23 protein-coding genes are annotated in these 24,555 nt (G+C 69.9%); 7 read left to right on the forward strand and 16 right to left on the reverse strand.

Features of this window, described 5'->3' with window-relative positions:
• Nucleotides 1-29: 29 nt before the first annotated feature.
• Nucleotides 30-1,502: a helix-turn-helix domain-containing protein gene (locus ACWGO6_RS10200; RefSeq protein ID WP_452326628.1), complete on the reverse strand. Its 1,473-nt coding sequence runs from the start codon at nt 1,500-1,502 to the stop codon at nt 30-32.
• A 133-nt stretch (nt 1,503-1,635) separates the two neighbouring features.
• Between ACWGO6_RS10200 and aceA the strand changes: the two genes are divergently transcribed.
• The 3 genes from aceA (at nt 1,636) to ACWGO6_RS10215 (ending at nt 5,249) form a co-directional block, all read left to right on the forward strand.
• Nucleotides 1,636-2,961, forward strand: coding sequence for an isocitrate lyase (gene aceA, locus ACWGO6_RS10205; RefSeq protein WP_452326629.1), 1,326 nt, complete (start codon nt 1,636-1,638; stop codon nt 2,959-2,961).
• Between the two features lie 104 nt (nt 2,962-3,065).
• Complete coding sequence (aceB, locus tag ACWGO6_RS10210; protein ID WP_452326630.1) at nt 3,066-4,721, forward strand: malate synthase A; 1,656 nt, start codon at nt 3,066-3,068, stop codon at nt 4,719-4,721.
• Between the two features lie 96 nt (nt 4,722-4,817).
• Complete coding sequence (locus ACWGO6_RS10215; protein WP_452326631.1) at nt 4,818-5,249, forward strand: hypothetical protein; 432 nt, start codon at nt 4,818-4,820, stop codon at nt 5,247-5,249.
• A 13-nt stretch (nt 5,250-5,262) separates the two neighbouring features.
• On the opposite strand, the gene ACWGO6_RS10220 is transcribed toward ACWGO6_RS10215, so the two are convergent.
• Nucleotides 5,263-6,261 carry an aldo/keto reductase gene (locus ACWGO6_RS10220; RefSeq protein WP_452326632.1) on the reverse strand — a complete coding sequence of 333 codons (999 nt, stop codon included), beginning with the start codon at nt 6,259-6,261 and terminating at the stop codon, nt 5,263-5,265.
• Between the two features lie 67 nt (nt 6,262-6,328).
• Here ACWGO6_RS10220 and pdxR point away from each other — a divergent pair, with 67 nt between their 5' ends.
• Nucleotides 6,329-7,756 carry a MocR-like pyridoxine biosynthesis transcription factor PdxR gene (pdxR, locus tag ACWGO6_RS10225; protein WP_452326633.1) on the forward strand — a complete coding sequence of 476 codons (1,428 nt, stop codon included), beginning with the start codon at nt 6,329-6,331 and terminating at the stop codon, nt 7,754-7,756.
• A 109-nt stretch (nt 7,757-7,865) separates the two neighbouring features.
• Here pdxR and ACWGO6_RS10230 read toward each other — a convergent pair whose 3' ends face one another.
• A complete protein-coding gene (locus ACWGO6_RS10230; RefSeq protein ID WP_452326634.1) occupies nt 7,866-8,384 on the reverse strand; it encodes an Lrp/AsnC family transcriptional regulator in 519 nt (172 codons plus the stop codon).
• Between the two features lie 102 nt (nt 8,385-8,486).
• On the opposite strand from ACWGO6_RS10230, the gene ald reads away from it, so the two are divergent.
• Together ald and ACWGO6_RS10240 are read left to right on the forward strand one after the other, a co-directional pair.
• Complete coding sequence (gene ald, locus ACWGO6_RS10235) at nt 8,487-9,572, forward strand: alanine dehydrogenase (protein ID WP_452326635.1); 1,086 nt, start codon at nt 8,487-8,489, stop codon at nt 9,570-9,572.
• A gap of 180 nt (nt 9,573-9,752) precedes the next feature.
• Nucleotides 9,753-10,952: a pyridoxal phosphate-dependent aminotransferase gene (locus ACWGO6_RS10240; protein ID WP_452326636.1), complete on the forward strand. Its 1,200-nt coding sequence runs from the start codon at nt 9,753-9,755 to the stop codon at nt 10,950-10,952.
• Nucleotides 10,953-11,110: 158 nt separating this feature from the next.
• Here the strand turns inward: ACWGO6_RS10240 and ACWGO6_RS10245 are convergent, their stop codons facing one another.
• From ACWGO6_RS10245 to ACWGO6_RS10305, 13 genes are all read right to left on the reverse strand, one after another.
• On the reverse strand, nt 11,111-11,512 hold the full coding sequence (locus ACWGO6_RS10245; protein WP_452326637.1) for a VOC family protein: 402 nt from the start codon (nt 11,510-11,512) through the stop codon (nt 11,111-11,113).
• Between the two features lie 46 nt (nt 11,513-11,558).
• A complete protein-coding gene (locus ACWGO6_RS10250; protein ID WP_452326638.1) occupies nt 11,559-12,692 on the reverse strand; it encodes a UDP-N-acetylmuramate dehydrogenase in 1,134 nt (377 codons plus the stop codon).
• Nucleotides 12,693-12,705: 13 nt separating this feature from the next.
• On the reverse strand, nt 12,706-13,104 hold the full coding sequence (locus ACWGO6_RS10255; protein WP_452326639.1) for a MaoC/PaaZ C-terminal domain-containing protein: 399 nt from the start codon (nt 13,102-13,104) through the stop codon (nt 12,706-12,708).
• Nucleotides 13,104-13,571 (reverse strand): FAS1-like dehydratase domain-containing protein, encoded by a 468-nt coding sequence (locus ACWGO6_RS10260; RefSeq protein ID WP_452326640.1) that lies wholly within the window; start codon nt 13,569-13,571, stop codon nt 13,104-13,106. The genes ACWGO6_RS10255 and ACWGO6_RS10260 overlap by 1 nt, the downstream gene beginning before the upstream one ends.
• A 46-nt stretch (nt 13,572-13,617) precedes the next feature.
• Entirely contained in the window at nt 13,618-14,820 is a 1,203-nt protein-coding gene (locus ACWGO6_RS10265; RefSeq protein WP_452326641.1) for a glycerate kinase family protein, read from the reverse strand.
• Nucleotides 14,821-14,938: 118 nt separating this feature from the next.
• Nucleotides 14,939-16,552, reverse strand: a complete 1,614-nt coding sequence (locus tag ACWGO6_RS10270; RefSeq protein WP_452326642.1) for an SLC13 family permease — start codon at nt 16,550-16,552, stop codon at nt 14,939-14,941.
• A complete protein-coding gene (locus ACWGO6_RS10275; protein WP_452326643.1) occupies nt 16,549-17,208 on the reverse strand; it encodes a response regulator transcription factor in 660 nt (219 codons plus the stop codon). The genes ACWGO6_RS10270 and ACWGO6_RS10275 overlap by 4 nt, the downstream gene beginning before the upstream one ends.
• 1 nt (nt 17,209) lies before the next feature.
• Nucleotides 17,210-18,772 (reverse strand): ATP-binding protein, encoded by a 1,563-nt coding sequence (locus ACWGO6_RS10280; protein ID WP_452326644.1) that lies wholly within the window; start codon nt 18,770-18,772, stop codon nt 17,210-17,212.
• Nucleotides 18,765-19,052, reverse strand: a complete 288-nt coding sequence (locus ACWGO6_RS10285; RefSeq protein ID WP_452326645.1) for a hypothetical protein — start codon at nt 19,050-19,052, stop codon at nt 18,765-18,767. The genes ACWGO6_RS10280 and ACWGO6_RS10285 overlap by 8 nt, the downstream gene beginning before the upstream one ends.
• Nucleotides 19,053-19,122: 70 nt before the next feature.
• Entirely contained in the window at nt 19,123-19,920 is a 798-nt protein-coding gene (locus tag ACWGO6_RS10290) for a sulfite exporter TauE/SafE family protein (RefSeq protein WP_452326646.1), read from the reverse strand.
• Nucleotides 19,921-19,971: 51 nt separating this feature from the next.
• Nucleotides 19,972-21,519 carry a tripartite tricarboxylate transporter permease gene (locus ACWGO6_RS10295; protein ID WP_136041039.1) on the reverse strand — a complete coding sequence of 516 codons (1,548 nt, stop codon included), beginning with the start codon at nt 21,517-21,519 and terminating at the stop codon, nt 19,972-19,974.
• Nucleotides 21,519-22,049 carry a tripartite tricarboxylate transporter TctB family protein gene (locus tag ACWGO6_RS10300; RefSeq protein ID WP_452326647.1) on the reverse strand — a complete coding sequence of 177 codons (531 nt, stop codon included), beginning with the start codon at nt 22,047-22,049 and terminating at the stop codon, nt 21,519-21,521. Before ACWGO6_RS10300 ends, ACWGO6_RS10295 begins: the two co-directional genes overlap by 1 nt.
• Before the next feature lie 40 nt (nt 22,050-22,089).
• On the reverse strand, nt 22,090-23,112 hold the full coding sequence (locus ACWGO6_RS10305; RefSeq protein WP_452326648.1) for a Bug family tripartite tricarboxylate transporter substrate binding protein: 1,023 nt from the start codon (nt 23,110-23,112) through the stop codon (nt 22,090-22,092).
• Nucleotides 23,113-23,275: 163 nt separating this feature from the next.
• Here ACWGO6_RS10305 and ACWGO6_RS10310 point away from each other — a divergent pair, with 163 nt between their 5' ends.
• Nucleotides 23,276-24,496 carry a PAS domain-containing protein gene (locus ACWGO6_RS10310; RefSeq protein WP_452326649.1) on the forward strand — a complete coding sequence of 407 codons (1,221 nt, stop codon included), beginning with the start codon at nt 23,276-23,278 and terminating at the stop codon, nt 24,494-24,496.
• The last annotated feature ends 59 nt before the right edge of the window (nt 24,497-24,555 follow it).

Raw genomic sequence — 24,555 nt, forward strand, 5'->3', positions numbered from 1 at the left:
GGGGCTGGAGGCGAGGGGTGGGGTGGGGATCAGCGCGGAGCGTGCGCCTCGAGGAACTCGTACACGTCGGTCGTGTCGACGCCGGGGAACGCGCCGGTCGGCAGGGTCGCGAGCAGCGTGCGGGGCGTCTTCACGTTGGGCCAGGAGTTCTCGCGCCAGCGGCCTTCCAGCTCGGCGGGCGCCCGGCGGCAGCACACCTCGACCGAGTGCTTCGAGACGCCGCGGTGCGAGGTGTCGCGCCCCACAAACCACTTCGTGTCGTCGAAGCGCACGCCCACGCTCACGGAGTGCAACCCCTCGCTCGACGACTCCACCCGGGCGGTGCACCAGTACGTGCCGTTGCCGGTGTCGGTGTACTGGTAGTACGGGTTGAAGCGGTCGTCCTCATCGAACACGACCCGCGAGGTCCACCGGCGGCAGCACATCTGCCCCTCGATGGCCCCGAGACGATCGGTCGGGAAGTTCACGTCGTCGTTCTCGTACGCCTTCGTGATCGTGCCCGACTCGTGCACCTTGAGGAAGTGCACCGGGATGTCGAGGTGACGCGTCGCGAGGTTCGTGAAGCGGTGCGCCGCCGTCTCGTACGACACCGAGTACGCGTCGCGCAGGTCTTCGATCGAGATCGCCCGCCGCTGCTTGGCATCCTTCAACGCGGGCACGACATGCGCCTCCGGGATGAGGAGCGCACCGGTCAGATAGTTGGTCTCGACCCGCTGCCGCAGGAACTCGGCATAGCTGCGCGGCTCGGAGTGGCCGAGAATACGGCTCGACAGCGCCTGCAGCACCGCGGTGCGGGCGTCCCCCTTCGCGGGCACGCTGCTCGACAGGTACAGCCGGCCGTTCGCGAGGTCGGCGACGCTGCGGGTGGTCTGCGGCAGGTCGGGCGCGTAGTGCAGGGTGAAGCCCAGGTAGGCGGCGATCTCGGATGCGGTGCGCTGCGTCAGCGGCCCGCCGGGGTGGCCGACCGCCGCGAGGATCTCGGCGGCCTTGGCCTCGAGGTCGGCGAAGTGGTTGTCCTGCCGGCGCATCAGATGCCGCAGCTCGACGTTCGCCCGCCGGGCCTCCTCGGGCGTCGCGGCGCGCTCGTCCTTGAGCCGGTCGATCTCCCCGTGCAGCGCGAGCAGGGCCTTCAGAGCATCCGTCGGCAGGCTCTTCGCGATGCGGAACGGCTCGATGCCCAGCGCCTGGAACGTCTGTCCCTTCATCGCGCGTTCCAGGGCGATCTCGATGGCACTGCGCTCGTCGAGCGGCTCCCCCTCCAGCAACGCGTCGATCGTGACCCCGAGCGCTCGGGCGATCGCCTGCAGCTGGGTGAGCTTGGGTTCGCGCTTGCCGGTCTCGATCATCGACATCTGGCTCGGCGCCCGATCGACGGCCGAGGCCAGGTCGTCGAGGGTCATCCCCTTCGCCGTACGGAGCCGGCGGATGCGTCGACCGATCGTGAGGGCGTCGGTCTCTTCTGCCTCAGAGCTCTGGGTCCCTGAGCTCGTCGATGGGCTCATGGCGACGATTCTGTCACAGAAACAGAATTTCGCACGATCTTCTCTCCGAAATCGGTCGTCGGATGTCCCGAAGTTCACCCACAGTGGAACCACGCCACCCTGGCACCGCAGCCGGATCCACCGAGGAGACACCATGACGAACACCGCCCACACCCCGACGCCCCGCCCCGCCGGTCTGCGAGCCGGCGACCAGGTTCAGACGGCCGCCGAGCTCCAGGAGATCTGGGACACCGATCCCCGCTGGGACGGCGTCGAGCGCACCTACTCGGCCGAAGACGTCATCCGCATCCGCGGCTCGGTCCGGGAAGAGTCGACCCTCGCGCACCGCGGTGCCGACAACCTCTGGAACCTCCTGCACACCGAGGACTACGTCCGGGCGCTCGGCGCCTACACCGGAGGTCAGGCCGTGCAGCAGGTGCGGGCGGGCCTCAAGGCCATCTACCTCTCCGGATGGCAGGTCGCCGCCGACGGCAACCTCGCCGGTCAGACCTACCCCGACCAGTCGCTGTACCCCGCGAACTCGGTGCCGGCGGTCGTGCGCCGCATCAACAACGCCCTCATCCGCCAGGACCAGCTGGAGCACGCCGAGGGCGAGACCACGCAGGATTGGCTCGCGCCGATCGTGGCCGACGCCGAGGCCGGCTTCGGCGGACCGCTGAACGCCTACGAGCTCGCGCAGTCGCTCATCCAGTCGGGAGCCGCGGGCATCCACTGGGAGGACCAGCTGGCCAGCGAGAAGAAGTGCGGTCACCTCGGCGGCAAGGTGCTCGTGCCCACCCAGCAGCACATCCGCACGCTGAACGCCGCCCGCCTCGCCGCTGACGTGGCGGGTGTGCCGACCGTCATCATCGCCCGCACGGATGCCCTCGCCGCCGACCTGCTCACCAGCGACGTCGACGAGCGCGACCAGCAGTTCACCACCGGCGAGCGCACCACCGAGGGGTTCTACCGGATCCGCCCAGGTCTGGAATCGGTCATCAGCCGTGGCCTCGCCTTCGCCCCGTACGCGGACCTGCTGTGGGTCGAGACGGGAGAGCCCGACATCGAGCTCGCGCGCAACTTCGCCGCCGCCATCCACGCGCAGTTCCCGGGTAAGCTCCTGGCCTACAACTGCTCGCCGAGCTTCAACTGGAAGAAGCACCTGTCGGACGCCGAGATCGCGACGTTCCAGCAGGAGTTGGCAGACCTGGGCTACAAGTTCCAGTTCATCACCCTCGCCGGCTTCCACGCCCTGAACCACTCGATGTTCGACCTCGCCCGCGGCTACGCCGATCGCGCCATGAGCGCGTACGTCGAGTTGCAGGAAGCCGAGTTCGCCGCCGAAGCCCACGGTTACACCGCCACCAAGCACCAGCGCGAGGCGGGCACCGGCTACTTCGACGTCATCTCCACCGCGCTCAACCCCGACAGCGCGACGCTCGCCCTCGCCGGCTCCACCGAAGCCGCGCAGTTCCACTGATCCGTCGAGACCCCCGGTTCTCGTCGAGACCCCGCGCTGTCAGCATCCACAGCCCGGGGTCTCGGCGACAAGCCGGGGTCTCAGCACACGTAAAGGACTCGATCATGACCACTCCCACCGCTCCCCCGACCACGGCTCCGATCCAGACGACCCAGCAGGGTCCCGCGATCGAGGTCACCGGCGCCCTGCGCGACCGGTACGACGAGATCCTCACCCCCGAGGCCATCGCCTTCCTCACCGAGCTGCACCACCGCTTCGCGTCGCGCCGTCACGACCGCCTCGCAGACCGGATGCGCCGCCGCTTCGAGATCGGCAACGGGCACGACCCCCGTTTCCGCGAAGACACCGCTCACATCCGCGAGGACCGCGACTGGCGCGTCGCCGGTGCCGGGCCCGGCCTCGAGGACCGCCGCGTCGAGATCACCGGGCCCACCGACCCGAAGATGACCATCAACGCCCTGAACTCCGGGGCCCGGGTGTGGCTCGCCGACCAGGAGGACGCCACGAGTCCGACCTGGAAGAACGTCATCGAGGGCCAGCTCTCGCTGCGGGACGCCATCCGCGGCGAGCTGTCGTTCACCTCGCCGGAAGGCAAGGAGTACCGCGTGACGGCCGAGCGCACGCCCACGATCGTGATGCGCCCGCGCGGGTGGCACCTGCCCGAGAAGCACATCGCGTTCATCGACCGTGCCGGTCGTCGCACCTCGGCATCCGGATCGCTGGTCGACTTCGGCCTCTACTTCCTGCACAACGCGCAGGCGCTGATCGACGGAGGACGCGGACCGTACTTCTACATCGCCAAGCTCGAATCGAGTGAAGAGGCGAAGCTGTGGGACGACGTGTTCTCGTTCAGCGAGGAGTACATCGGCCTCCCGCATGGCACGATTCGCGCGACCGTGCTGATCGAGACGCTGCCGGCGGCGTTCGAGATGGACGAGATCCTCTACGAGCTGCGCGATCACTGCGCGGGGCTGAACGCCGGCCGCTGGGACTACATCTTCTCGATCATCAAGAACTACCGCGGCCGCGGAGCGCGCTTCGTGCTCCCCGACCGCAGCGAGGTCACGATGACGGTGCCGTTCATGCGGGCGTACACCGACCTGCTCGTGCAGACCTGCCACAAGCGGGGCGCCTTCGCGATCGGCGGCATGAGCGCGTTCATCCCGAACCGCCGCGACCCCGAGGTGACGGCACGCGCGATCGAGAAGGTCACCGCCGACAAGAAGCGCGAGGCCGGAGACGGCTTCGACGGCACCTGGGTGGCGCACCCCGACCTGATCCCCACGGCTCAGGCGGAGTTCGACGCCGTGCTGGGGGACCGCCCCAACCAGGTCGACCGTCAGCGCGACGACGTGCACGTCGAGGCCCGCGACCTGCTCGACCTGCACATCGGTCGGCCGATCACCGCGCAGGGCGTGCGGGACAACGTGTCGGTCGCCATCCGCTACCTGGAGGCCTGGCTGCGCGGACTGGGTGCCGTGGCGATCGACAACCTGATGGAGGATGCCGCGACGGCCGAGATCAGCCGCTCGCAGGTGTGGCAGTGGATCCACCAGGACCGCACCACACAGGACGGCACCCCGATCACGGCGGAGTACATCGAAGGGCTGATCACCCAGGTGCTCGCGCAGGCGACGCGCAGCCACGGCGACCGGTACGACGATGCCGCGGAGATCTTCCGCGAGGTCGCCCTGCAGGAGGAATTCCCCACCTTCCTCACCCTCGGCGCCTACAGCCGGTTCCTGGTCGACGAGGACTGAGCGCACGGAAGAGCCCCCGGGCTGCGGCTGCTGCCGTGGTCCGGGGGCTCTTCCGCAACCGGAGCCCGTGCTGTCGGGCAGGCGTAGCCTGGAGGCATGACCGACGCCTGGGCGGACATCGCCACCGAGTTCCTGCACTTCTACCCGCGCGGGCGGCGGCTGCTCGCGGTGGCTGGCGCGGATGCCGAGCGCTCACGACAGGCGGCTGACGACCTCACGACCGCGCTGACGGCGTCGGGGCAGCAGGTCGTCCGCGAGCACTCGCCGGAAGGCGACGAAGCCGGGCTCCGCGCCGTGGTCACCACGTTCCGCGAGGGCCCCAAGAGCGACGAGGTCCTGCTCGTCTCCGGGCCGGCGGCCCTGCTCGGCGAGCGCACCAGGGGCATGTGGAACTACGCGGTGTGGCAGCTCGCCGGCGACGAACCGCCGCACACGGTCGCCGGGTCGATCGTCGATGTGAGCGACCCCGCGCATCCGGCGCGACGGTTCGCCGACTACTGCTCGCTGCCCGCCTCGTACGGAGCCTGATCCGCGAGCCCCCTCAGCGTGCGTCGCCCGGTTCGGCGTCGAGGCGCGCGCGGACTTCGTCATCCAGCACCAGGTCGGCCGCCCCCAGCGCCTCGTCCAACTGCGCGAGCGACGACACCCCGACGACGGGGATGACCGGGACCTCGCCGCCGAGGAGCCACGCGAGCGCGACCTGATTCGGCGTCGCGCCGATCTCGGCCGCAACCTCGTGCAGCAGCGCACGACGGGCATGGCTGGTCGGATGATCGACCCCGCCCCACAGCGGCTTGTCGAGACGCGCGATCCCACCCTGATGCAGCGGGGAGTACACGGTGATGGCGAGCGGCGGCCGGTCGGGAGTACCGGTGGATGCCGCGTAGTCGAGCAGGTCGGGCGTGACGAAGTTGTTCCGCCCGATGCGCGGTGCGGGATAGAGGTAGCTGTACTGCTGCTGCACCAGGCCATAGGGGGCGATGCCCTGCCGCTGCGCTTCCAGTCGCGCTTCGACCACGCGCCAGGTGGGCACGTTCGAGATGCCGGTGATCCCGACGAGGCCTTTTTCCTGAAGCTCCCCGAAGGCACCGACCGTCTCCGCGAGCGCCACCTCACGGTCGTCGACGTGGCCGTAGAGGACGTCGATGTGGTCGATGCCGAGGTGGCGGGCACTTTCCGGCGCCTGCCGACGGATGACCTCGGCCGAGAGGCCCTCGAAGTTCGTCGGCGGTGTGTTCGACAGCGGCTTCGACGGGTCCTTCTGCGCGGCGCCGAGCTTTGTGGCGATGCGGAGCGTGTCGCGATTGCCGCGGTCGCTCATCCAGCGCCCGAGCAGATCTTCACTGTCGCGGCCGGCACCACCCGCCCAGAGGCTGTAGTTGTTGGCGGTGTCGATGAAGGTGCCGCCCGCCTCGACGAAGCGGTCGAGGATGGCGCGCGAGGTGTCCCCGTCGGTGCGGGTGCCGAAGTTCATGGCTCCCAGGCACAGCGTCGAGACGTCGAACGAGGTGCGGGCATCGGAGAGGGTGCGGTACTGCATGGTGTTCCTTTCTCAGGGATGGCTCCACCGTAGGGAGTGATCGGCTCGGGGATACACTCCAATCACGATGCAGAACACCAGACCGATTCTTGCGTGGGAGACGCTCCTCGACCTCGACTCGGCGAGCGGCTCCGACATTGCCGGACCGCTGCGGGACAGAGTGGAGACCGCGCTGCGCCGCGCCATCGACGAGGGTCGCCTCTCCGCTGGCGCCGCCGTGCCGCCCAGCCGCACTCTCTCAGAGACGCTCGGGGTCTCGCGCTGGGTCGTGACCGAGGCGTACGGACAGCTGGTGGCGGAGGGTGTGCTGGAGGCCCGGACCGGATCGGCCACCCGCGTGGCGGAGCGGCAGGAGATGCCGGACGCCACGCGGGGCATCGAGTTTCCCGTGCCGCGCGACCCCGCGCCGTCATCCGCACCGCCCATCCGCTACGACCTGCGTCCGGGCATCCCCGACCTGCGCGCCACTCCCCGATCGCGGTGGGCGGCAGCGCTGCGCGCCGCCCTCGCAGCGCTCCCCGACCAGGACCTCGCCGCCGCTCACCCGTCCGGCTACGCACCGGCGCGCGAGGCGGTCGCCGCGTACCTCTCGCGCTCGCGGCACGCGGTCGCCGACGCCACCCGGATCACGATCACCCACGGCGCCACCGACGGCATGGGACTGCTCGCCCGGGAACTGCACCGCCGCGGCCATCGGACGATTCTCGTGGAGGATCCGAGTTGGCCACGGCTGCGCATCGTCGCCGAAGACAACGGCCTGCGCCCCATTCCGGTGCCCGTGGACGGCGACGGCATCGACACCGGGCAGCTGCGCTCGCTCGCATCCGGCACCGGGGCAAGGGCCGCCCTCGTCACCCCCGCCCACCAGTTCCCCCTCGGCGCGGCGCTCGCCCCCGCCCGCCGCGAGGAGCTGGTGCGCTGGGCCAGGGATCACGACGCGCTGGTGATCGAAGACGACTACGACGCCGAGTTCCGCTACGACCGCCGGCCCGTTCCCGCCCTGCAGCGCCTCGCACCGGACCGCGTCGCGCTCATCGGCTCGCTGTCGAAGTCGGTCTCGCCCGCGCTGGGCCTCGGATGGATGCTGCTCCCTCCGGGCATCGCTCCCCCGGTCTCGACGGCGCCGCCCTCGCTGATCGACCAGGCCGCCCTCGCGCATTTCGTCACTCAGGGTGACTTCGAGCGGCATCTGCGCGCCTCGCGCACGCGCTTCCGTCGCCGTCGGCAGCGACTGCTCGACGCCTTGACGATCGAACTCCCCGAGTTGTCGGTCGCGGGTATCGCCGCCGGTATGCACCTGGTGCTGACGCTCCCGTCGCATCTACCGGCTTCCGCTGTGGTCGACGCCGGTGCCGCCGAGGGGCTGGCTCTCACTTCGCTGCGCCGCTACACCGACGCGGCCGATCGCCCGGACGCGCTGGTCCTCGGATACGGAGATCTCGACGACACCCTCGTCGAGGAGGCAGTCGCTCGCCTCGCGGCTCTCGTCCGATGAAGGCTCGAGCCACGCACACCCGCATCTCCGGTCGCACTTTCTGCCGGATGTCGCGCGTCGAAGCGACAGAAACTGCGACCGGAACCGAACTCGAGGCCTTCGACCCCCGTCAGCGGAACGAGGCCGCGACCGAGTTGCGGTGATAGTCGAACACGATGCTCGTGCGGGTGGAGGCGACGCTGCTCTGCGCCGAGAGATGCTCGAGCACGAACTCGCGCATCTCGGACGAGTCGGCGACCGCGATGTGCAGCAGGAAGTCGTCGTCGCCGCCGAGGAAGAACACCTGGATCACCTGCGGCAGCACACGCACGCGGTCCGCGAACTCGACGATGCTCTCGCGCCGTCCGCTCGGACGCAGAGTAACGCCGATGACGGCCTGGAGTCCGGCGCCCAGCATCCGCTCGTCCACACTCGCGTGGAACCCCGTGATCACGCCGCGGTCGACGAGGGCCCGCAGCCGGGTGTGCGCAGTCGAGGGCGCGACGCCGAGGCGACCGGCGAGCTCGGCGTTCGTCATGCGTCCGTCGGCCGTCATCAACTGCACGATCCGCGCGTCGATCGGGTCGAGGGCGGGCGCCCGAACGGTATTCGGCTCTGAGGCTCCGGAAGTCGTCTCCATACGAAGCATTATTCAGGATGCTGCCTCAAATCGAATCATCTTCAGTGATTCTGTTGTTCCGTCGATGTTTCTGCGATCCTGGTGCCGCACCGCATCAACCCAGGAGGATCAATGAAGATCGGCGTCCCCACCGAGGTCAAGAACAACGAGAACCGCGTCTCCCTCACCCCCGCCGGCACCGATCGTCTGGTGCACGAGGGCCATCGCGTGCTCGTGCAGTCCGGCGCGGGCCTCGGCTCGCGCATCACCGACGACGACTACCGCGCAGCCGGCGCCGAGATCGTGGAGACCGCCGCCGAGGCCTGGGGCGACGCCGACCTCGTCATCAAGGTCAAAGAGCCGATCGCGCAGGAGTACGGATTCCTGCGCGAGGACCTCACCCTCTTCACCTACCTGCATCTCGCCGCCGACCGCGCATTGACCACGGCGCTCGTGGATGCCGGCACCACCGCCGTCGCCTATGAGACGGTGCAGCTGCCCGACCGCAGCCTGCCGCTGCTCGTGCCCATGAGCGAGATCGCCGGACGACTCTCGGTCGTCATGGGCTCGCACTCGCTGCTGCGCTCGCAAGGCGGCCGCGGGATGCTGCTGGGCGGGATCGCCGGCACCCCGCGTGCGAAGACCGTCGTGATCGGAGGCGGCGTCGCCGGAGAGCACGCGGCCGCGAACGCGCTCGGCCTCGGATCGAAGGTGACGGTCGTCGACGTCTCGCTGCCGCGTCTGCGCGAGCTCGAGCACCGTTACGGCGGCGCGCTGGAGACCCGGGCGTCGAGCCGCTACGACATCGCCGAAGAGCTCAAGACGGCCGACCTCGTGATCGGATCCGTGCTGATCCCCGGCGCGGCCGCCCCCAAGCTCGTGACAGACGACATGGTCGCCGCGATGAAGCCCGGCTCGGTGCTGGTCGACATCGCGATCGACCAGGGCGGATGCTTCGAAGGCTCGCGGCCGACCACCCACGACGACCCCACGTTCGCCGTGCACGACTCCATCTACTACTGCGTCGCGAACATGCCGGGCGCCGTTCCGGAGACCGCGACCCGCGCGCTGACGAACGCAACCCTCCCCTACGTCTCGGCGATCGCCGGCAAGGGCTGGGAGCGCGCCGCATCCGAAGACGCCGCACTCGCGAAGGGTCTGAACGTGCAGGGCGGACGCATCACGCTCGACGCGGTCGCCCGCGCGCACGGCCTCTGAGGAGGAGATCCTCCGGGCGGCGCGGGCAGCCGGCCGAACCTGAGGGGTCAGAACACGCCGCACGCCCACTCCCCGATACGGCATGTCCTGACCCCTCACGGGGGCGCCGCGGAAAGAATCGGCGATCTTGCTGGCGTCCTCGCCCGCACGACGCCCGCGCCCCCGAGTACGCTCGTAGTCGTGACCGAACGCGCTCCTCTCTCCCGCAAGCTGTCCGCCATCGCCGAGTCCGCGACCCTCAAGGTAGACGCCAAGGCCAAGGCCCTCAAGGCCGAAGGCAAGGACGTCATCTCCTATGCCGCCGGTGAGCCCGACTTCGCGACGCCGCAGTTCATCGTGGATGCCGCGGCCGAGGCTCTGGCCGACCCGGCGAGCTACCGCTACACGCCGGCACCGGGCCTTCCCGCGCTGCGTGAGGCGATCGCCGCGAAGACGCTACGCGACTCCGGTCTCGAGGTCTCACCGAGCCAGGTCATCGTCACCAACGGCGGCAAGCAGTCGGTCTACCAGGCCTTCCAGGCGGTGGTGAACCCCGGCGACGAGGTGCTGCTGCCCGCGCCGTATTGGACCACGTACCCCGAGGCCATCCGCCTCGCCGACGGCACGCCCGTCGAGGTGTTCGCCGGCGCCGACCAGGAGTACAAGGTCACGGTGGAGCAGCTCGAGGCCGCTCGCACCGCCCGTACCACCGCCCTCGTGTTCGTCTCGCCGTCGAACCCCACCGGCTCGGTGTACACCGCCGAGGAGACCCGCGCGATCGGCGAGTGGGCACTCGAGCACGGCATCTGGATCATCAGCGACGAGATCTACCAGAACCTCACCTACGAGGGGGTCAAGGCCACCTCGATCGTCGAGGCCGTGCCCGAGGTCGCCGGCCAGACCATCCTGGTCAACGGCGTCGCGAAGACTTACGCCATGACCGGCTGGCGCGTGGGCTGGATGGTCGGCCCCGCCGACGCCATCAAGGTCGCCGGCAACCTGCAGTCGCACCTGTCGAGCAACGTGAACAACGTCGCGCAGAAGGCGGCGATCGCCGCGCTCAACGGCCCGCAGACCGAAGCCGAGCAGTTCCGCGAGGCATTCGACCGCCGCCGCAAGCTCATCGTCTCCGAGCTGTCGAAGATCGACGGACTCGTCGTGCCGAACCCGCTCGGCGCGTTCTACGTGTACCCCGACGTGCAGGGTCTGCTGGGTCGCACCTGGGGCGGCGTGACGCCGACCACCTCGCTCGAACTCGCCGACCTCATCCTCGACCAGGCCGAGGTGGCGGTCGTCCCCGGCGAGGCTTTCGGTCCCTCCGGCTACATCCGCATGTCGTACGCCCTGGGCGACGACCAGCTGCTCGAGGGTGTGCAGCGCCTCCAGCGACTGTTCACCTGATCCACGGAAGCACCGATCCGGTGCGCCGAAGCCCCGGTTAATCGCCGAGACCCCCTCCTATGCGCGTCGCAAGGAGGGGGTCTCGGCATCTACCCGGGGCTTCGACGTCCGGCCCAGACTTCCGGCCCAGTCCCCCCGGCCCAGACTTCCGGCCGCGATCAGTCCTCGGGGTGGAAGCCGATCAGCCAGCGGATGCCGTAGCGGTCGACGAGCGTGCCGTCGAAGTCTCCCCACGGGCGCTTCTGCAGAGCGTCGATCACTCGGCCGTCGGCGGCAAGTGTGTCGTACCACCCCGTGAGGGTCAGCGCATCGGCCGTGCCGAGCAGCGAGAGGAACATGCCGCTCATCTGCACGGCGTCGTCGTCGGCTCCGGCATCCGCACCGGCGAGCTCGACCGGTCCGCTCAGCTGGCCGTGCGCGATGGCATCGTCGGGCCCGTCGCGCCGACCTGCCGCGGCGTAGTCGAGCAGCTGCAGCTCGCCGCCGAACACCGAGCGGTAGTGACGCAGCGCCTCTGCGGCATTGCCGGGGAACAGCAGGTACGGGATCAGTCCGCTCATCCCGCGAGTGTAGCCGCGACCGCCGACGCCCTGTAGGCGGATCGCCCTACAGGTCGACGCCGACCAGCACCGGCTCCGGCTGCAGCACGAGGCCGAACTCGGCGTGCACCCGGCTCTGGATGAACCGGGCGAGCTCGGCGACCTCGCCCGCCGTCGCGCCGCCGCGGTTGGTCAACGCGAGCGCGTGCTTCGTCGACACGGATGCGCGGGAGCGCGGGAGCTTGAACCCCTTGCGGATGCCGGCCTGCTCGATCAGCCACGCCGCGCTCACCTTCACGTCCGACACGGTCGCCGGCTTCGAGAGCGGGACCTGGCCGTCGTAGGAGGCGAGGGGGATCACGGTGACCGCATCGAGATCGGGGGCGACCGGCCAGCGCGGGCACTCCGGCGGCAGCGCGCCGGCGACCGCCGCGGTCACGATCGCGTTCTGGAAGAAGGAGCCCACGCCGTGGGTGTCGGGGTCGGCCTCGTCGAGCAGCATGCCCTTCGACGCACGCGTCGCGAGGATGCGCTCGCGCACCCAGCTCAGCGGGACCGGTGTCTCGTCGGTCAGTCCGAGTGCACGACGCAGCTGCTCGCCGCGCACCACCCGCTCACCGGCGATCGCCAGGTCGACGGTGACGGAGAGGATCACGGCACGCCGGAGCGGCACACTGCCGTGGTGGTGCTTGAGGACCGAGGTTCGGAAGCCCAGTCCGAGCTCGGCCGCCGGAACGGTCGAGATCTCACCGGTCGACTCGTCGATGAGCTCGACCTCGACCAGCGTCTCCTGGATCTCCTGCCCGTACGCCCCGATGTTCTGCACGGGGGACGCGCCGACCGTACCCGGGATCCCGCTCATGGCCTCGAGGCCGGCGTAGCCGTGCGCGACCGCGTAGGCGACCAAGTCGTCCCACGAGTGCCCGGCCTGCGCGCGCAGACGGATGCGGCCCGCGTGCGGGGACGGCAGCTCTTCGATGCCCTCGGTGCGCACCCGGATGACGGTGCCCTCGAAGGGTTCGTCGCCGACGAAGAGGTTGGATCCGCCACCGAGGACGAACCACTCGTCGCCGCGCGCCCAGGTGTCACGCAGCGCCTCGATCAGGCCCTCGGTCGTCGTCGCCTCCTGCATCCGCTCGGGTGCGGCGCCCGTGCGGAGCGTGGTCAGCTCCGCCAGTCGGACCGGCTCGATCTCCCGCATCACCGCGTCCTCATCAGACGGCGACGCGCAGCTGCGCCTTGACGAGCACGGTGGTCTCGCCGAACGTGACCTTGAGGTCGATGCGCGCGACCTCGTCATCCACCGCACCGACCGTGGCGACGACGGTGATGTCGGCACCGTCGACCGGGTCGACGACGACCGGCTTGGTGAAGCGCACCCCGTAGTCGAGGATCTTCGTCGCCGGGTCGAGGGCGGCGACGACCACCGACGAGGCGATGCCCATCGTGAGCATGCCGTGCGCGAGCACGCCGGGAAGCCCGACGGAGGCGGCGACATCGTCGCGGTAGTGGATCGGATTGAAGTCTCCGGATGCCCCTGCGTAGCGCACGAGGGATTCGCGGGTGAGATGCACGGCGCGCTCGGCGACCACGTCTCCGACGGTGTAGCCCATCAGGCGGCCTCCCCTTCATCCGTGCTCTCGGCACCCACCAGCAGCACGCTCGTCGCCGTGACGACATGGGCTCCCGCGGCATCCGCGATCGCAGCCTCGCTGGTGATCATGGCGTTGCCGCCCATCATGCGGATGCCGGTGACGCGCAGCTGCGCGGTGAGCTCATCGCCCGCGACGATCGGTCGCGTGTAGGTGAAGCGCTGCTCGGCGTGGATGGTGCGGGCGAGCACGATGCCCGAATCCTCCTGCTCCAGCAGCTGCTGGAGCGTGAGGTCCTGGATCACCATCGCGAAGGTCGGAGGTGCGACGACGTCGGAGAAGCCGGCCGCGCGGGCGGCCTCCACGTCGGTGTGCTGAGGGGCGTCGGCGAAGACGGCGCGAGCGAACTCGCGTACCTTCTCGCGGCCGACGAGGTAGGGGGCCGTCGGCGGGAACTCCCGGCCGACCAGTTCTTGGTTCACTGCCACCCCTCGATCCTACCGAGGGGTGGCGGTGAACCAGGCCGCGAGGGTGTCAGGCTGCCCGCGCCGACATCGCCGATCCGAGGAGGACCATCCGCATGCAGCGTTCCGCAGCGTCGCGGAGCAACCCCTCCCCCTGCTCCACGGCCTGTTCCAGCGGCATGGGCACCGTGATGATCGAGGCGATGGCACCGATGCCGATGTCGTGCACGGTCGGAGCCCCGACGCCGAGGGAGCCGGCGATGCCGAGCACCGGCACACCTGCCGCTCGGGCGCGCATCGCGATCTCCGCCGGCACCTTGCCGCGCGGCGTCTGGAAGTCGATCGCGCCTTCGGCGGTGATGACGAGATCGGCGACGGCCATCAGGTCGTCGAGCGCCTCGGGCAGCAGACCGCCGTCGAGCAGCACTTCGAAGCGCGGAACGAGGCCTGCGCCGAGCACGGCAGCCAGCCCGGCGCCCAGTCCGCCGGATGCTCCCGTGCCGCCGCCGGTGCGCACATCCATCGCCGCGCCGTATGGGCTCTGCGCTTCCAGCACACCGGCCCAGACGTCGAGGGCGTCCGCGAGCTGATCCACCTGATCCGGGGTCGCACCCTTCTGCGGACCGAAAACCCTCGCCACGCCTCGGGGTCCGCACAGCACGTTGTGGATGTTGCACGCGAGCACGATCTCGACCTCGCCGATGCGCGGGTGCAGGTCCGTGAGATCCAGGTGCGCGGCTTCGATGAGGTGTCGTCCGCCGACGGGAAGCGGCTTCCCATCACGGTCGAGGATGCGCGCACCGAGCGCTTCGAGCGCCCCCGCGCCACCGTCGCTCGTGCCGGAGTCGCCGCACCCGACGACGATGCGCTCGACATCGGAGTCCAGCGCCGCGACGATGAGCTCTCCGACCCCGCGGGTGGTGGTCTCCCCCGGATCGCGCCGATCCCGCGGCACGAGCCGGAGTCCCGCCGCAGCGGCCATCTCGACGACGGCAGTATCGCTGGCGTGGCCGCCGAGCCGCGCCCAGTGCGCGTCCACCGGATCGCCGACCGGTCCGGTGACCCGCGCAGTGACCAGGTGGCCACCCGTGGCCGCGGCGAGCGCGGCGGCAGTGCCCTCCCCGCCGTCCGGCACCGGATACTCGTCCACCTGGACGCCGGGGATCACCCGGCGGACGCCGGCCGCGATCGCCTGCGCCACGGTCTCAGCGCTCAGGCTCTCCTTGAAGCCGCTCGGTGCGACCAGGATCCGCTGCGGGGTGTGGATCGACATGATTCCTCCTTCTGCGCCCGAACGGGCGACGACCGCCCGATCTTCGGGCACGACGAACAGCGGTGCGCCGACGGCGCACTCGGGTGATTGCGGGGGGCTATGGGGCGAGCGCCGCGACTCAGAGCAGCAGCGGCAGCCCCATGAGGGGCCAGACCCACAGCGCGAAGACGGCGACCAGGATGAACATCGCCGGTGCCAGCAGCACCGACAATCGACGCAGATCCTGCGCCGTGAACCCTCCCCTGACGATGTCGGGGTCGGCGAACATCGCGACCGGCTTCGCGGAGCTGGGCAGCGTGTGGCAGAAGCCGGCCGCGGCCGTCGAGGCGAACGCGGCCGCCATCGGGGAGACGCCCACCGCCGGGGCGAGGGCGATCACCACGGGGATGATCGCGGCCGAGCGTGCAGACCGGGACGGGATCAGCAGGTGCGCGGCGATCGAGATCGCGATGACCACGATCACGAAGGCGACGGCTCCCGCGGCCCCCAGGCCGCGGAGCGGCGCGAGGGCCGAAGAGCTCAGCCAGGCCGCGGCGCCCGTGGTGGTGAGCGCGGAGGCGAGAGCGAGGGTGGCGGCGAGGAACAGGAGCAGAGACCACGGCACACGTTTGATCGCGGCCGGAAAGGTGAGACAGCCGATGCCGGGTGTGACGGCGGCGACGGCGCCGATGAGGGCGACCAGGGCCGGAGGCAGGTGGTGCAGCGGCTCGGTGCTCCAGAGCAGGATCACGCCGCCCAGCAGCAGGGCCGCCCGCCGCTCCATCGCACTGAGTGGTCCTGTCACCGCCGTCGAGGCGGAACGGCCGATCTCGGCGGCATCCACGCGCAGTGGCGTCGCGCGGTCCTCGGGGCGCAGAAAGCGCCAGAGGATGAGCTCGCAGGCGAGATGCGACGACACGAGGGCCAGGGGCAACCCGAACCAGAGCCAGCTCAGGAACGTGAAGCCCTGCTCGCCGGCTGCCCGCAGCAGCTGGTCCGTGATGACATGGGCACCTGCGCCGAGGAGCGATGCGACGGCCGACAGCAGCACCACGGTCGGCATCAGCAGCGCCAGGGATCGAATCGCGCGCTCGCGCCCGGGAAGGGTCGCGGACACGGCCGTGAACACCGGGACGGCGAGCGCCGCACGCCCCGAAGTGGCGGGGACCGCGAAAGCGGTGACGGTGAGGGCGACGGTCGTGAGGTGAAAGAGGCTCCGCGGTCCCCGCGCGAATCGGAGCAGATGCGAGGCTCCGCGCAGGGCGAGCCCCGAGGACGAGACGGCGGACGCGATCACGAATGCTCCGATGAGCAGCCAGATGGTCTCAGCCCCCAGCGACGCGAAGAAGTCGCTGGCCGGGAGCACGCCCGTGACGATCAGGGCGATGGCCGCGAGGAAGGCCACGAGCGTGTCGTCGAGGCGCGTGGATGTCCAGGCCCACACCGCGAGCAGGAACACCGTGACCGTGATCGTGATCGGCAGGGTGATCGAGCCCGGCCCCGAGGGAGACCTGATCGACGACAGGGCCATCGCGATACCGATGGCGAAGACGAATACGAGGGCCACGAGGCGAAGGACGGTGCCTCGCCGCGGTCGAGCCACCGCGAGACGTCGCCCGGACGAGCGGACCCGAACCGGACGTCGCCCGGCGGGCAGGGCGTAGCTCTGCGGCGGCACCGTCGTGAAGCGTGCACGCTCTCCCGGGCCTTGGTCCAGGTCGGCAGCGGACTCCGCCTGCGTCTGCTCGGTCATCGGAATCGGTATCCCGCCCCGCGGACGGTCTCGATGCGATCGACGCCGATCTTGCCACGCAGGGCCCGCACGTAGACATCGACCACGTTGGATGCGGGATCGAAGTCCATCCCCCACACGTGCCCGATCAGCTGGTCCCGTGACAGCACCTGCCCCGCATTCTGGAGGAACACCTCGAGCAGCGAGAACTCCCGCGAGGTGAGCTCGCGCATCTCCCCGTCGACGGTGACGGTGCGGGCGCGGACGTCGACCCGGACGTCGTCGTGAGTGAGGACGGGGCCCGCCGCGCGCCCCTCTCCGTCACCGATCCGCAGTCGCACGCGGGCGATGAGCTCGGCGAACTGGAACGGCTTGGTGACGTAGTCGTTCGCACCGCTCTCGAGCCCCCGCACGGTGTCGATGACCGAGTCGCGGGCGGTGAGGATGATGACCGGAGTCGTCACGCCCTCGCCGCGCAGGTTGGCGACGACGTCGAAGCCGTCCATGCCCCCGAGGCCGATGTCGAGCAGCACCAGGTCGAGCATGCCGCTGCGCGCCATCAGGAGAGCACTGTGTCCGTCGTCGGCTTCGGCCGTCTCGTAGCCGGCCGCGCGGAGACCACGACGGACGAACGAGGTGATGTGCGGGTCGTCTTCGGCGATCAGGATGCTGCGCATCTCACACGCTCCTCTCTGCGGCGGCATCCCGCCGCTCATCGGCGGCGGCGGGGAGGTCGATCCCGAACGTGGCGCCCTCGCCGAACACGCTGTCCACCCAGGCCGAGCCGCCGTGACCATCGGTGATGGCACGCACGATCGCCAGCCCCAGTCCCGACCCGCGCCGCACGCCGGAGCTGTCACCTCGCGCGAAGCGCTCGAAGATGCGCTCGGCATCGGCAGCCGCGACGCCCGGACCCGAATCACGAACCCACAGGCGCAATCGCCGCTCGGCACCGTCGCCCTCGAAGCGAGAGCCGATCAGGATGCGGTCGCCCTGTTCGGTGACCTGCACTGCATTCGCCGCGAGCTGCAGCACCGCCTGGGTGACCCGCTGAGGGTCCAGCGGCGCGACTCCCTCTGCGACCTCCATGAGCTGCCAGCGACGATCGCCGAGGTTCTGCGCCTTCGCCTCGATGTCGAGGGTGAGCGCCGAGACCTCGCAGTTCGCGACCCGCACGAAATCAGGCTGCTCCGCCCGCGCGAGGACGAGGAGGTCGGTGACGATACGGCTCATCCGGTCGAGCTCATCGCTCACGAGCCGCAGGGTCGCCGCACGCTCCTCGGGCTCTTCGCTGAGCAGCTCGAGCTGCCCCCGCACGATCGTGATGGGCGTGCGCAGTTCGTGCCCGGCGTCGTCCACGAAGCGCTGCTGCGTCGCATGCACGGCTTCGAGGCGGTCGAGCATCTGGTTGAAGGTCGTGGCCACCGCAGCGATGTCGTCCGTGCCCTCGACCGGGACCCGGGCGCTGAGGTCGTGCTCGCCGATGTCGCGGGCGACGCGGTAGACCTCCCGCACCGGTGCCAAGATCTGACCGGCCACGAGCCACGCGACACCCGAACTGAGGAGGATTCCCACCAGCGCCACCCACGCGATCGTCGTGAACTCCGCGTCCACCTGGGCGCGCGCCTCCTGCGTGTACTGCACGATCAGGATCGCCCCGGAGCGGTCTCCCGCCTCGAAGTCGAGCCGACCCCATCGCAGCGGACCGGCCTCCGGCGTCTCGGTCGCTCCAGAGGCTGCCGTCTCACCGAGCAGCGTCGTCACGAGCGCCTCGCCGCCGGGCACGGCCGACAGCGTCGAGGGGTCGGTCGCCGCCGTACGACCGTTCGCGATCGCGACGACCCCGCCCTCCACCGTCCCGATGACGACCTCGTCCTCGTGCACCGACTGGTGGGCGAGGTACTCGCTCAGCATCGCCTCGGCTGTGCTGTGTCCGCTCCCTGCGGCATCCGCGGCGAATCGCGAGAACTCGGCCGCCTCCTGCTCGATCTCGGCATTCGCCGCCTGCTCGACGCTGGCGAGGAAGATCCCCCGCCCGATCATGCCGACGGCGAGGATCGTGATCACGGTGCTGAGGATGATCCACAGGGTGATCCGCCAGCGCGCAGGGAGGGTGCGCCGGCGGAGCGTGCGCAATGGAGCTCCCGCGACGATGTGGCCGCGAGGCGGCAGAATCGGCTGGCGTCTCGCCGGTTTCTCGTTCGCATCGATCGCGAGCGGCAGCGTGGGAGCGTCAGTCATCGTCGCCGCCATCGTCGTCGTCGTCGTCGCCGCCGAACGGGGCGGGAGCGGGGGCCGGCGCCGGGGCGGGAGGCAGCACCGGGCTGCTCTTCGTCGGCGCACCCGACGGTGCAGGAGCGGGTGGGGGCACCGGGGCCGTCGGGTCCAGTTGCACCGACACGGGCTCGGGCGGTATCCGCGGCGACGGCGGCATCTGCGCCAGCACGACGCTGCCGACCGCGAAAGCCACCGGGATGGCGATCAGGGCACCGGGGATCAGAAGGCGTCGGGGGCTGGTCATCCCCCCATGATGTCGGGCGATGATGAGGCGCAGATGAGCCGAGGATGAAGATCCTTTCATCCTCAGGCGTTCAGGCGCGCTTGCGCCCTCGGACCGCCTTGATCGCCATCTGCACCGCGATCACGACGAGGTATGCCGCGAACAGCATGTTGCCCAGCGTGGGGTCGACGACGGTCGCCAGCCACGCTCCGAGCGCGGTCGTCGTACAGGCGGAGACGCCGATGAGCACGGCGGCGAGCAGGTCGACGTTGCGGTTGCGGAGGTTTCCCACGGTGCCCGAGATCGCGGTCGGGATCATCATCAGCAGCGAGGTCCCCTTGGCGACCAGGTCGCTCGTGCCGAAGGCGAGCATCAGCACCGGGACCACGATGACGCCGCCGCCGACACCGATCAGCCCGGCGAGGATGCCGGTGCCGATGCCGACCCCGACGAGGGCGATGCCGGTCAGCCAGGTCAGTTCGAAGGCCGCGTCGCGCGAGGGGATCACCAGGAACAGGCTGACGATCACGACGACGAGGAAGCCGACGAATCCCCACCGCAGCGCGGTCTGCGAGATGCGCGGCAGCAATCGCGTGCCGATCTGCGCGCCCACGACGGCCCCCGCCGCGAGGATGATGGCGGGGATCCAGGCCACTGACCCGGTCGTGGCGTAGGAGATGACGCCGACGCTGGCCGTCGGCACGATCGCCGCGAGCGAGGTCCCGGCCGCGAGTCGCTGGTCGAAGTGCAGCAGCAGCACCAGCAGCGGGACGATGACGGTGCCGCCGCCGACGCCGAAGAGTCCGGAGAGGAGACCGGCGAGAAGGCCGATGCCGATGAATGCTGCGTAGGCGCGAGGCCCTCGTGCGGGGGCCTGTACGTCGCTCACCGGATCAGCCTACTCGCGGCCCGGTCTCCTCTCGAACCGCCCGCCTCGAACTCAGACCTCCGAGTCGGCCTTGATCGGCACGGCGATCGACTCGGTCAGCGCCTGCTCGTACCGGCGCTGCCGTCGACGCAGCCACAGCCCGCCGACGATCAGGAGCGCGAGCACGCCGTAGGCGATCGCCGCGAACGGCTGCATGACCAGCGTGCTCAGGTCGCCCTGGCTCAGCTGCAGCGCCTTGCGCAGTTGCTCCTCGGCCATCGGCCCCAGGATCATCCCGACCACCAGTGGCGCCACCGGGTAGCCGTAGCGCCGCATGAAGTAGCCGAGGATGCCGACGATCAGGAGGATCACGATGTCGGTCGGCGAGCTGTGCAGCGCATATGCGCCGAAGACGGCGAAGAGCAGGATGCCCGCGTAGAGGTACGGCCGCGGGATCTGCAGCAGCTTCACCCACATGCCCACCAGCGGAAGGTTGAGCACGATCAGGATGACGTTGCCGATGTACAGGCTCGCGATCAGCGCCCACACCAGGTTCGACTGCCCCTCGAACAGCAGCGGCCCCGGCTGGATGCCGTACGACTGGAACGCCGTGAGGATGATCGCCGCGGTGGCCGTCGTCGGCAGGCCGAGCGTGAGCAGGGGCACCAGCACACCCGCCGCGGCCGCGTTGTTCGCCGACTCGGGACCCGCGACGCCCTCGATCGCACCGCGTCCGAACTCGTCGCGGTGCTTCGACAGCTTGCGTTCGGTCGCATACGACAGGAACGTCGCGACATCCGCTCCGCCGGCCGGGATGGTGCCGATCGGGAAGCCGATCGCGGTTCCCCGCAGCCACGGTTTCCAGGAACGACGCCAGTCCGCCTTCGTCATCCACGAACGCCATCCGCGCGTCACGGGGATCACATCGACGCCGCCGTGCCGCAGTCGCGCGGCGATGTAGAACGTCTCCCCGACAGCGAACAGGCCGACGGCGACCAGGACGATGTCCACGCCGTCGGACAGAGCGGGAAGTCCGAGCGTGTACCGCTGCTGCCCGGAGAGCCAGTCGGTGCCGACGAGACCGAGGAACAGGCCCACGCCTAGTGAGAGCATGCCGCGGGAGACCGAGCTGCCGATCAGTGCGCCGACCGTGATGAACGCGATGACGATGAGGGCCACGTAGTCGGCAGGCCCGAGGTTCACCGCGAACTGCGCGAGCAGCGGGGCCAGCATCGTGAGTCCCAGGGTCGCCAGGGTGCCGGCGATGAACGATCCGATGGCCGCGGTGGCGAGCGCCGCTGCGCCGCGCCCCATCCGAGCCATCTTGTTGCCCTCGATCGCCGTGACTATCGACGCCGACTCCCCCGGTGTGTTCAGGAGGATGCTCGTCGTCGAGCCGCCGTACATGCCGCCGTAATAGATGCCCGCGAAGGTGATCAGCGCGGCGGCGGGGTCGAGCGTGTAGGTGAGGGGAAGCAGCAGCGCCACCGTCATGGCGGGGCCGATGCCCGGGAGCACGCCGACCGCGGTGCCGACGAAGACGCCGAGGAAGGCGAACGCGAGGTACTGCGGCTGCAGCGCCGTCGCGAATCCCTCCAGGAGCAGGGTCCAGCTGTCCATCAGAACATCCTTCCGAGCCAACCGAGGGCAGGACCCCAGGGCAGCGACAGGCCGAGCAGACCGCCGAAGACGATCTGGATCACGAGGGCCACGACGAGCCCGATGAGGAACGCCATCCACCACCGTTTGGCGGCGAGTGACCACGCGACTCCGCCGAACAGCAGGGCGGCCGCGGGCACCCATCCCAACGGCTCGATCAGGAGCAGGTGCGCGACGACGAGCCCCGCGAGCTTGGCGAGGGTGACCCAGTCGGTCGGGAGGCTCTGATCGACGTCCTCCGCCTCCTCCGCCCCGCCGCGCTCCCCGCGCAGCACACCGATCAGGACGGCGACCGCCGAGGCGAGCAGGATCACCGAGACGAAGATCGGGAAGACCGTCGGCCCGGCCTTCATGCCGACGGGGACATGGATCAGGAAAATGCCGACCACGGCGAAGACGCCGAGGGCGACCATGATTCCGGCGAACACGAGCTCGCCGATGGGGACGGAGGGAGCACGGCGTGCGAGCCGGCCGTCATGGCCGTCTCGCACGCCCCGCTCCTCGGTCCCCGACGATGCGGGGACCGTCATGTCACTGCACCAGGCCGATGTTCTTCAGCGTCGCTGTGACCTCTTCGATGTCCCCGGTGAGGAACTCGTCGAACTCGGCTCCGACCAGGAACGCATCGGTCCAGCCCTTCGTCTCCAGCTGTTCGGTCCACGCCTCGGACTCGTGCAGCTCGGTGACCACGCGCACCAGCTCGTCCTTCTCCCCGTCCGAGATGCCCCCCGGCGCGATCACGCCGCGCCAGTTGGTGAGCACCACGTCGTAGCCCTCCTCGGTGATGGTCGGCACGTCCGGGAGCTGCGGGACCGGCTCCTCACTCGACACCGCCAGCGCACGGAGGTCGCCGCTCTCGATGTGCTGAGCGAACTCCCCCACACCGGAGATGCCCGCCGCGACCTTGCCGCCGATGAGCAGCGGGACCGCCTCGCCGCCGCCCGAGTTCGGGGTGTAGTTCAGCTTCTCCGCGATCTCCGCACCGTCGAGGCCCGCCTCCTCGAGCATGAGTCCGGCGAGGATGTGATCGGCGCCTCCGGCCGAGCCGCCGGTGATCGTGACCGATTGCCCGTTGTCGGCGACGTCCTCCGCCAGATCCTCGAGCGTGTCGTACTTCGAATCCGCGGGGACGACCACGACGAGCGGCTCGTCCGTGAGACGGGCGATCGGCGTCGTGTCCTCGATCCGCACCGCCGAGGCGTTCGTCTCGACGGCGCCGACCATCACGAGCCCCATCACCATGAGGGTGTTCGGGTCCTTCTCGTTCGCGAGCTGCGCCAGGCCCACGGTTCCGCCGGCACCGCCTACGTTCGTCACGGGCGCCGAGCTGACGATGTCCTCCTCGGTGAGCACCTGCGACAGGGCGCGACCGGTCTGGTCCCAGCCTCCGCCGGGGTCTGCGGGGACGACGATCGAGACGTCCGTGACAGCCGCGACATCGGCTTCGCCGCCGTCGCCGTCGCCGTTGGCCGTGCGCCCTCCGGCGCACGAGGTCAGTGTCAATGCGGCCACCGCTGCGAGTGCGGTCAGGGTGACGATGCGTGCGTTCTTCATGTGCGCTCCTCCTTGAGCGTTCGTGCTGCTGTCCGTCCACCCTGGGAGGACAGCCGCCGTCGCTCAAGCTTCGGAAACCATTGGTCGGAGTTTCGGAACTATTGGTCGGAGACGGTTTCCGCCCCGGCTCGCGGGGCCCTCACGCAGGCGCGACAATGATCAGGTGGCCTCGAAGATGACGCTCCGCGTGCAGCTGCTCCTGCTCCAGGCGCTGATCGTGTTCCTGGTGACCCTGGCGACCGGCATCGTGGCCGGGGCCTTCCAGGAGCAGGCTCTCCGCGAGGCCTACAAGGATCGGATGCAGGCGGTGGCGCAGTCGGTGGCCGCGCTGCCGACCGTCCTGGACGCCTTCGATGATCCGGAGCCCTCGACCACCATCCAGCCGATTGCCGAGGTCATCCGCGAGGCGTCCGATCTCGCGTATGTGGTCGTGGCCGACGAGGACGGCATCCGCTACTCGCACCCGAATCCGGACCGCATCGGCGAGGAGGTCTCCACCGACCCCTCGATACCCCTCTCCGGTGAGATCTTCGTGGGCACGCAGACCGGAACGCTCGGCACGTCCTGGCGGGTCAAGGTGCCGATCCGCGACGACGACGGCATCGTCATCGGCACCGCGTCGGTCGGGATCCTCGAGTCGGAGCTGAACGAGGAGTTCACCGCCAACCTCGCCTGGTTGATCTCGGCGATGCTCGCCGCCGCCGTGTTCGGGGTGTTCGGCTCGGCGTGGGTGACCTCGATCATCCGTCGTCGTATCTACGGCCTCGAGCCCCATCAGATCGCCGCGCTCGTGAAGAACCAGGAGACCACGCTGCACGGTCTCAGCGAAGGCGTGATCACGGTGGACGGAGCCGGGCGGATCACACTGGTCAACGATGCCGCCGCGCGATTCCTCGGCCGGGATGCCGCCGACCTCGACGGCGCTCCCGCCGCGGAGGTGCTGGGCGCCGAGCTGACGACCGTGCTCCGCGAGGGAGAGTCGGCGGGGCGGCCCGTGATCATCGGCTCCCACGTGCTCGTCGCGCGGAGCACCGGCAGCGACGCGGACGGCGGCGGCATCGGGGCGACCCTGCTGCTTCGGGATCACACCGAGCTGCACGACGTCGTCCGCCGCGTCGAGGCCGCGGATGCGATCATCGCGTTCCGTAAGCGGTTCGGCGTCCCCAAGGGACTCAGCGCCGAGACCCTCGACCGTGTCTCCGCGGCGCTCGCAGCGCGCCCCGATGCCTCCGCGACGGAGATCGGCGAGGACGTCGACATCTCCCGGGTCAGCGCACGACGCTATCTCGAGCATCTCGCGAGCACCGGCCGAGCGATCCGCACACTCGACTACTCGACGAAGGGCCGGCCGAGCACGCGCTACCGGTTGAACGGTGCAGTCTGACCCTTTCCGATCTCTGGGACCCGGTGCCGTTGTGTGCGACACTGGATCGCATTCGACGA

It is taken from the genome of Microbacterium sp. NPDC055665 (assembly GCF_053618035.1).

Bases quoted from the DNA above. Each gene is read 5' to 3' on its own strand.
- ACWGO6_RS10200 (WP_452326628.1), bottom strand. From the start codon at position 1,502: ATGAGCCCATCGACGAGCTCAGGGACCCAGAGCTCTGAGGCAGAAGAG.
- aceA (WP_452326629.1), top strand. From the start codon at position 1,636: ATGACGAACACCGCCCACACCCCGACGCCCCGCCCCGCCGGTCTGCGA.
- aceB (WP_452326630.1), top strand. From the start codon at position 3,066: ATGACCACTCCCACCGCTCCCCCGACCACGGCTCCGATCCAGACGACC.
- ACWGO6_RS10215 (WP_452326631.1), top strand. From the start codon at position 4,818: ATGACCGACGCCTGGGCGGACATCGCCACCGAGTTCCTGCACTTCTAC.
- ACWGO6_RS10220 (WP_452326632.1), bottom strand. From the start codon at position 6,261: ATGCAGTACCGCACCCTCTCCGATGCCCGCACCTCGTTCGACGTCTCG.
- pdxR (WP_452326633.1), top strand. From the start codon at position 6,329: ATGCAGAACACCAGACCGATTCTTGCGTGGGAGACGCTCCTCGACCTC.
- ACWGO6_RS10230 (WP_452326634.1), bottom strand. From the start codon at position 8,384: ATGCTTCGTATGGAGACGACTTCCGGAGCCTCAGAGCCGAATACCGTT.
- ald (WP_452326635.1), top strand. From the start codon at position 8,487: ATGAAGATCGGCGTCCCCACCGAGGTCAAGAACAACGAGAACCGCGTC.
- ACWGO6_RS10245 (WP_452326637.1), bottom strand. From the start codon at position 11,512: ATGAGCGGACTGATCCCGTACCTGCTGTTCCCCGGCAATGCCGCAGAG.
- ACWGO6_RS10250 (WP_452326638.1), bottom strand. From the start codon at position 12,692: ATGCGGGAGATCGAGCCGGTCCGACTGGCGGAGCTGACCACGCTCCGC.
- ACWGO6_RS10255 (WP_452326639.1), bottom strand. From the start codon at position 13,104: ATGGGCTACACCGTCGGAGACGTGGTCGCCGAGCGCGCCGTGCATCTC.
- ACWGO6_RS10265 (WP_452326641.1), bottom strand. From the start codon at position 14,820: ATGTCGATCCACACCCCGCAGCGGATCCTGGTCGCACCGAGCGGCTTC.
- ACWGO6_RS10270 (WP_452326642.1), bottom strand. From the start codon at position 16,552: ATGACCGAGCAGACGCAGGCGGAGTCCGCTGCCGACCTGGACCAAGGC.
- ACWGO6_RS10275 (WP_452326643.1), bottom strand. From the start codon at position 17,208: ATGCGCAGCATCCTGATCGCCGAAGACGACCCGCACATCACCTCGTTC.
- ACWGO6_RS10280 (WP_452326644.1), bottom strand. From the start codon at position 18,772: ATGACTGACGCTCCCACGCTGCCGCTCGCGATCGATGCGAACGAGAAA.
- ACWGO6_RS10285 (WP_452326645.1), bottom strand. From the start codon at position 19,052: ATGACCAGCCCCCGACGCCTTCTGATCCCCGGTGCCCTGATCGCCATC.
- ACWGO6_RS10295 (WP_136041039.1), bottom strand. From the start codon at position 21,519: ATGGACAGCTGGACCCTGCTCCTGGAGGGATTCGCGACGGCGCTGCAG.
- ACWGO6_RS10305 (WP_452326648.1), bottom strand. From the start codon at position 23,112: ATGAAGAACGCACGCATCGTCACCCTGACCGCACTCGCAGCGGTGGCC.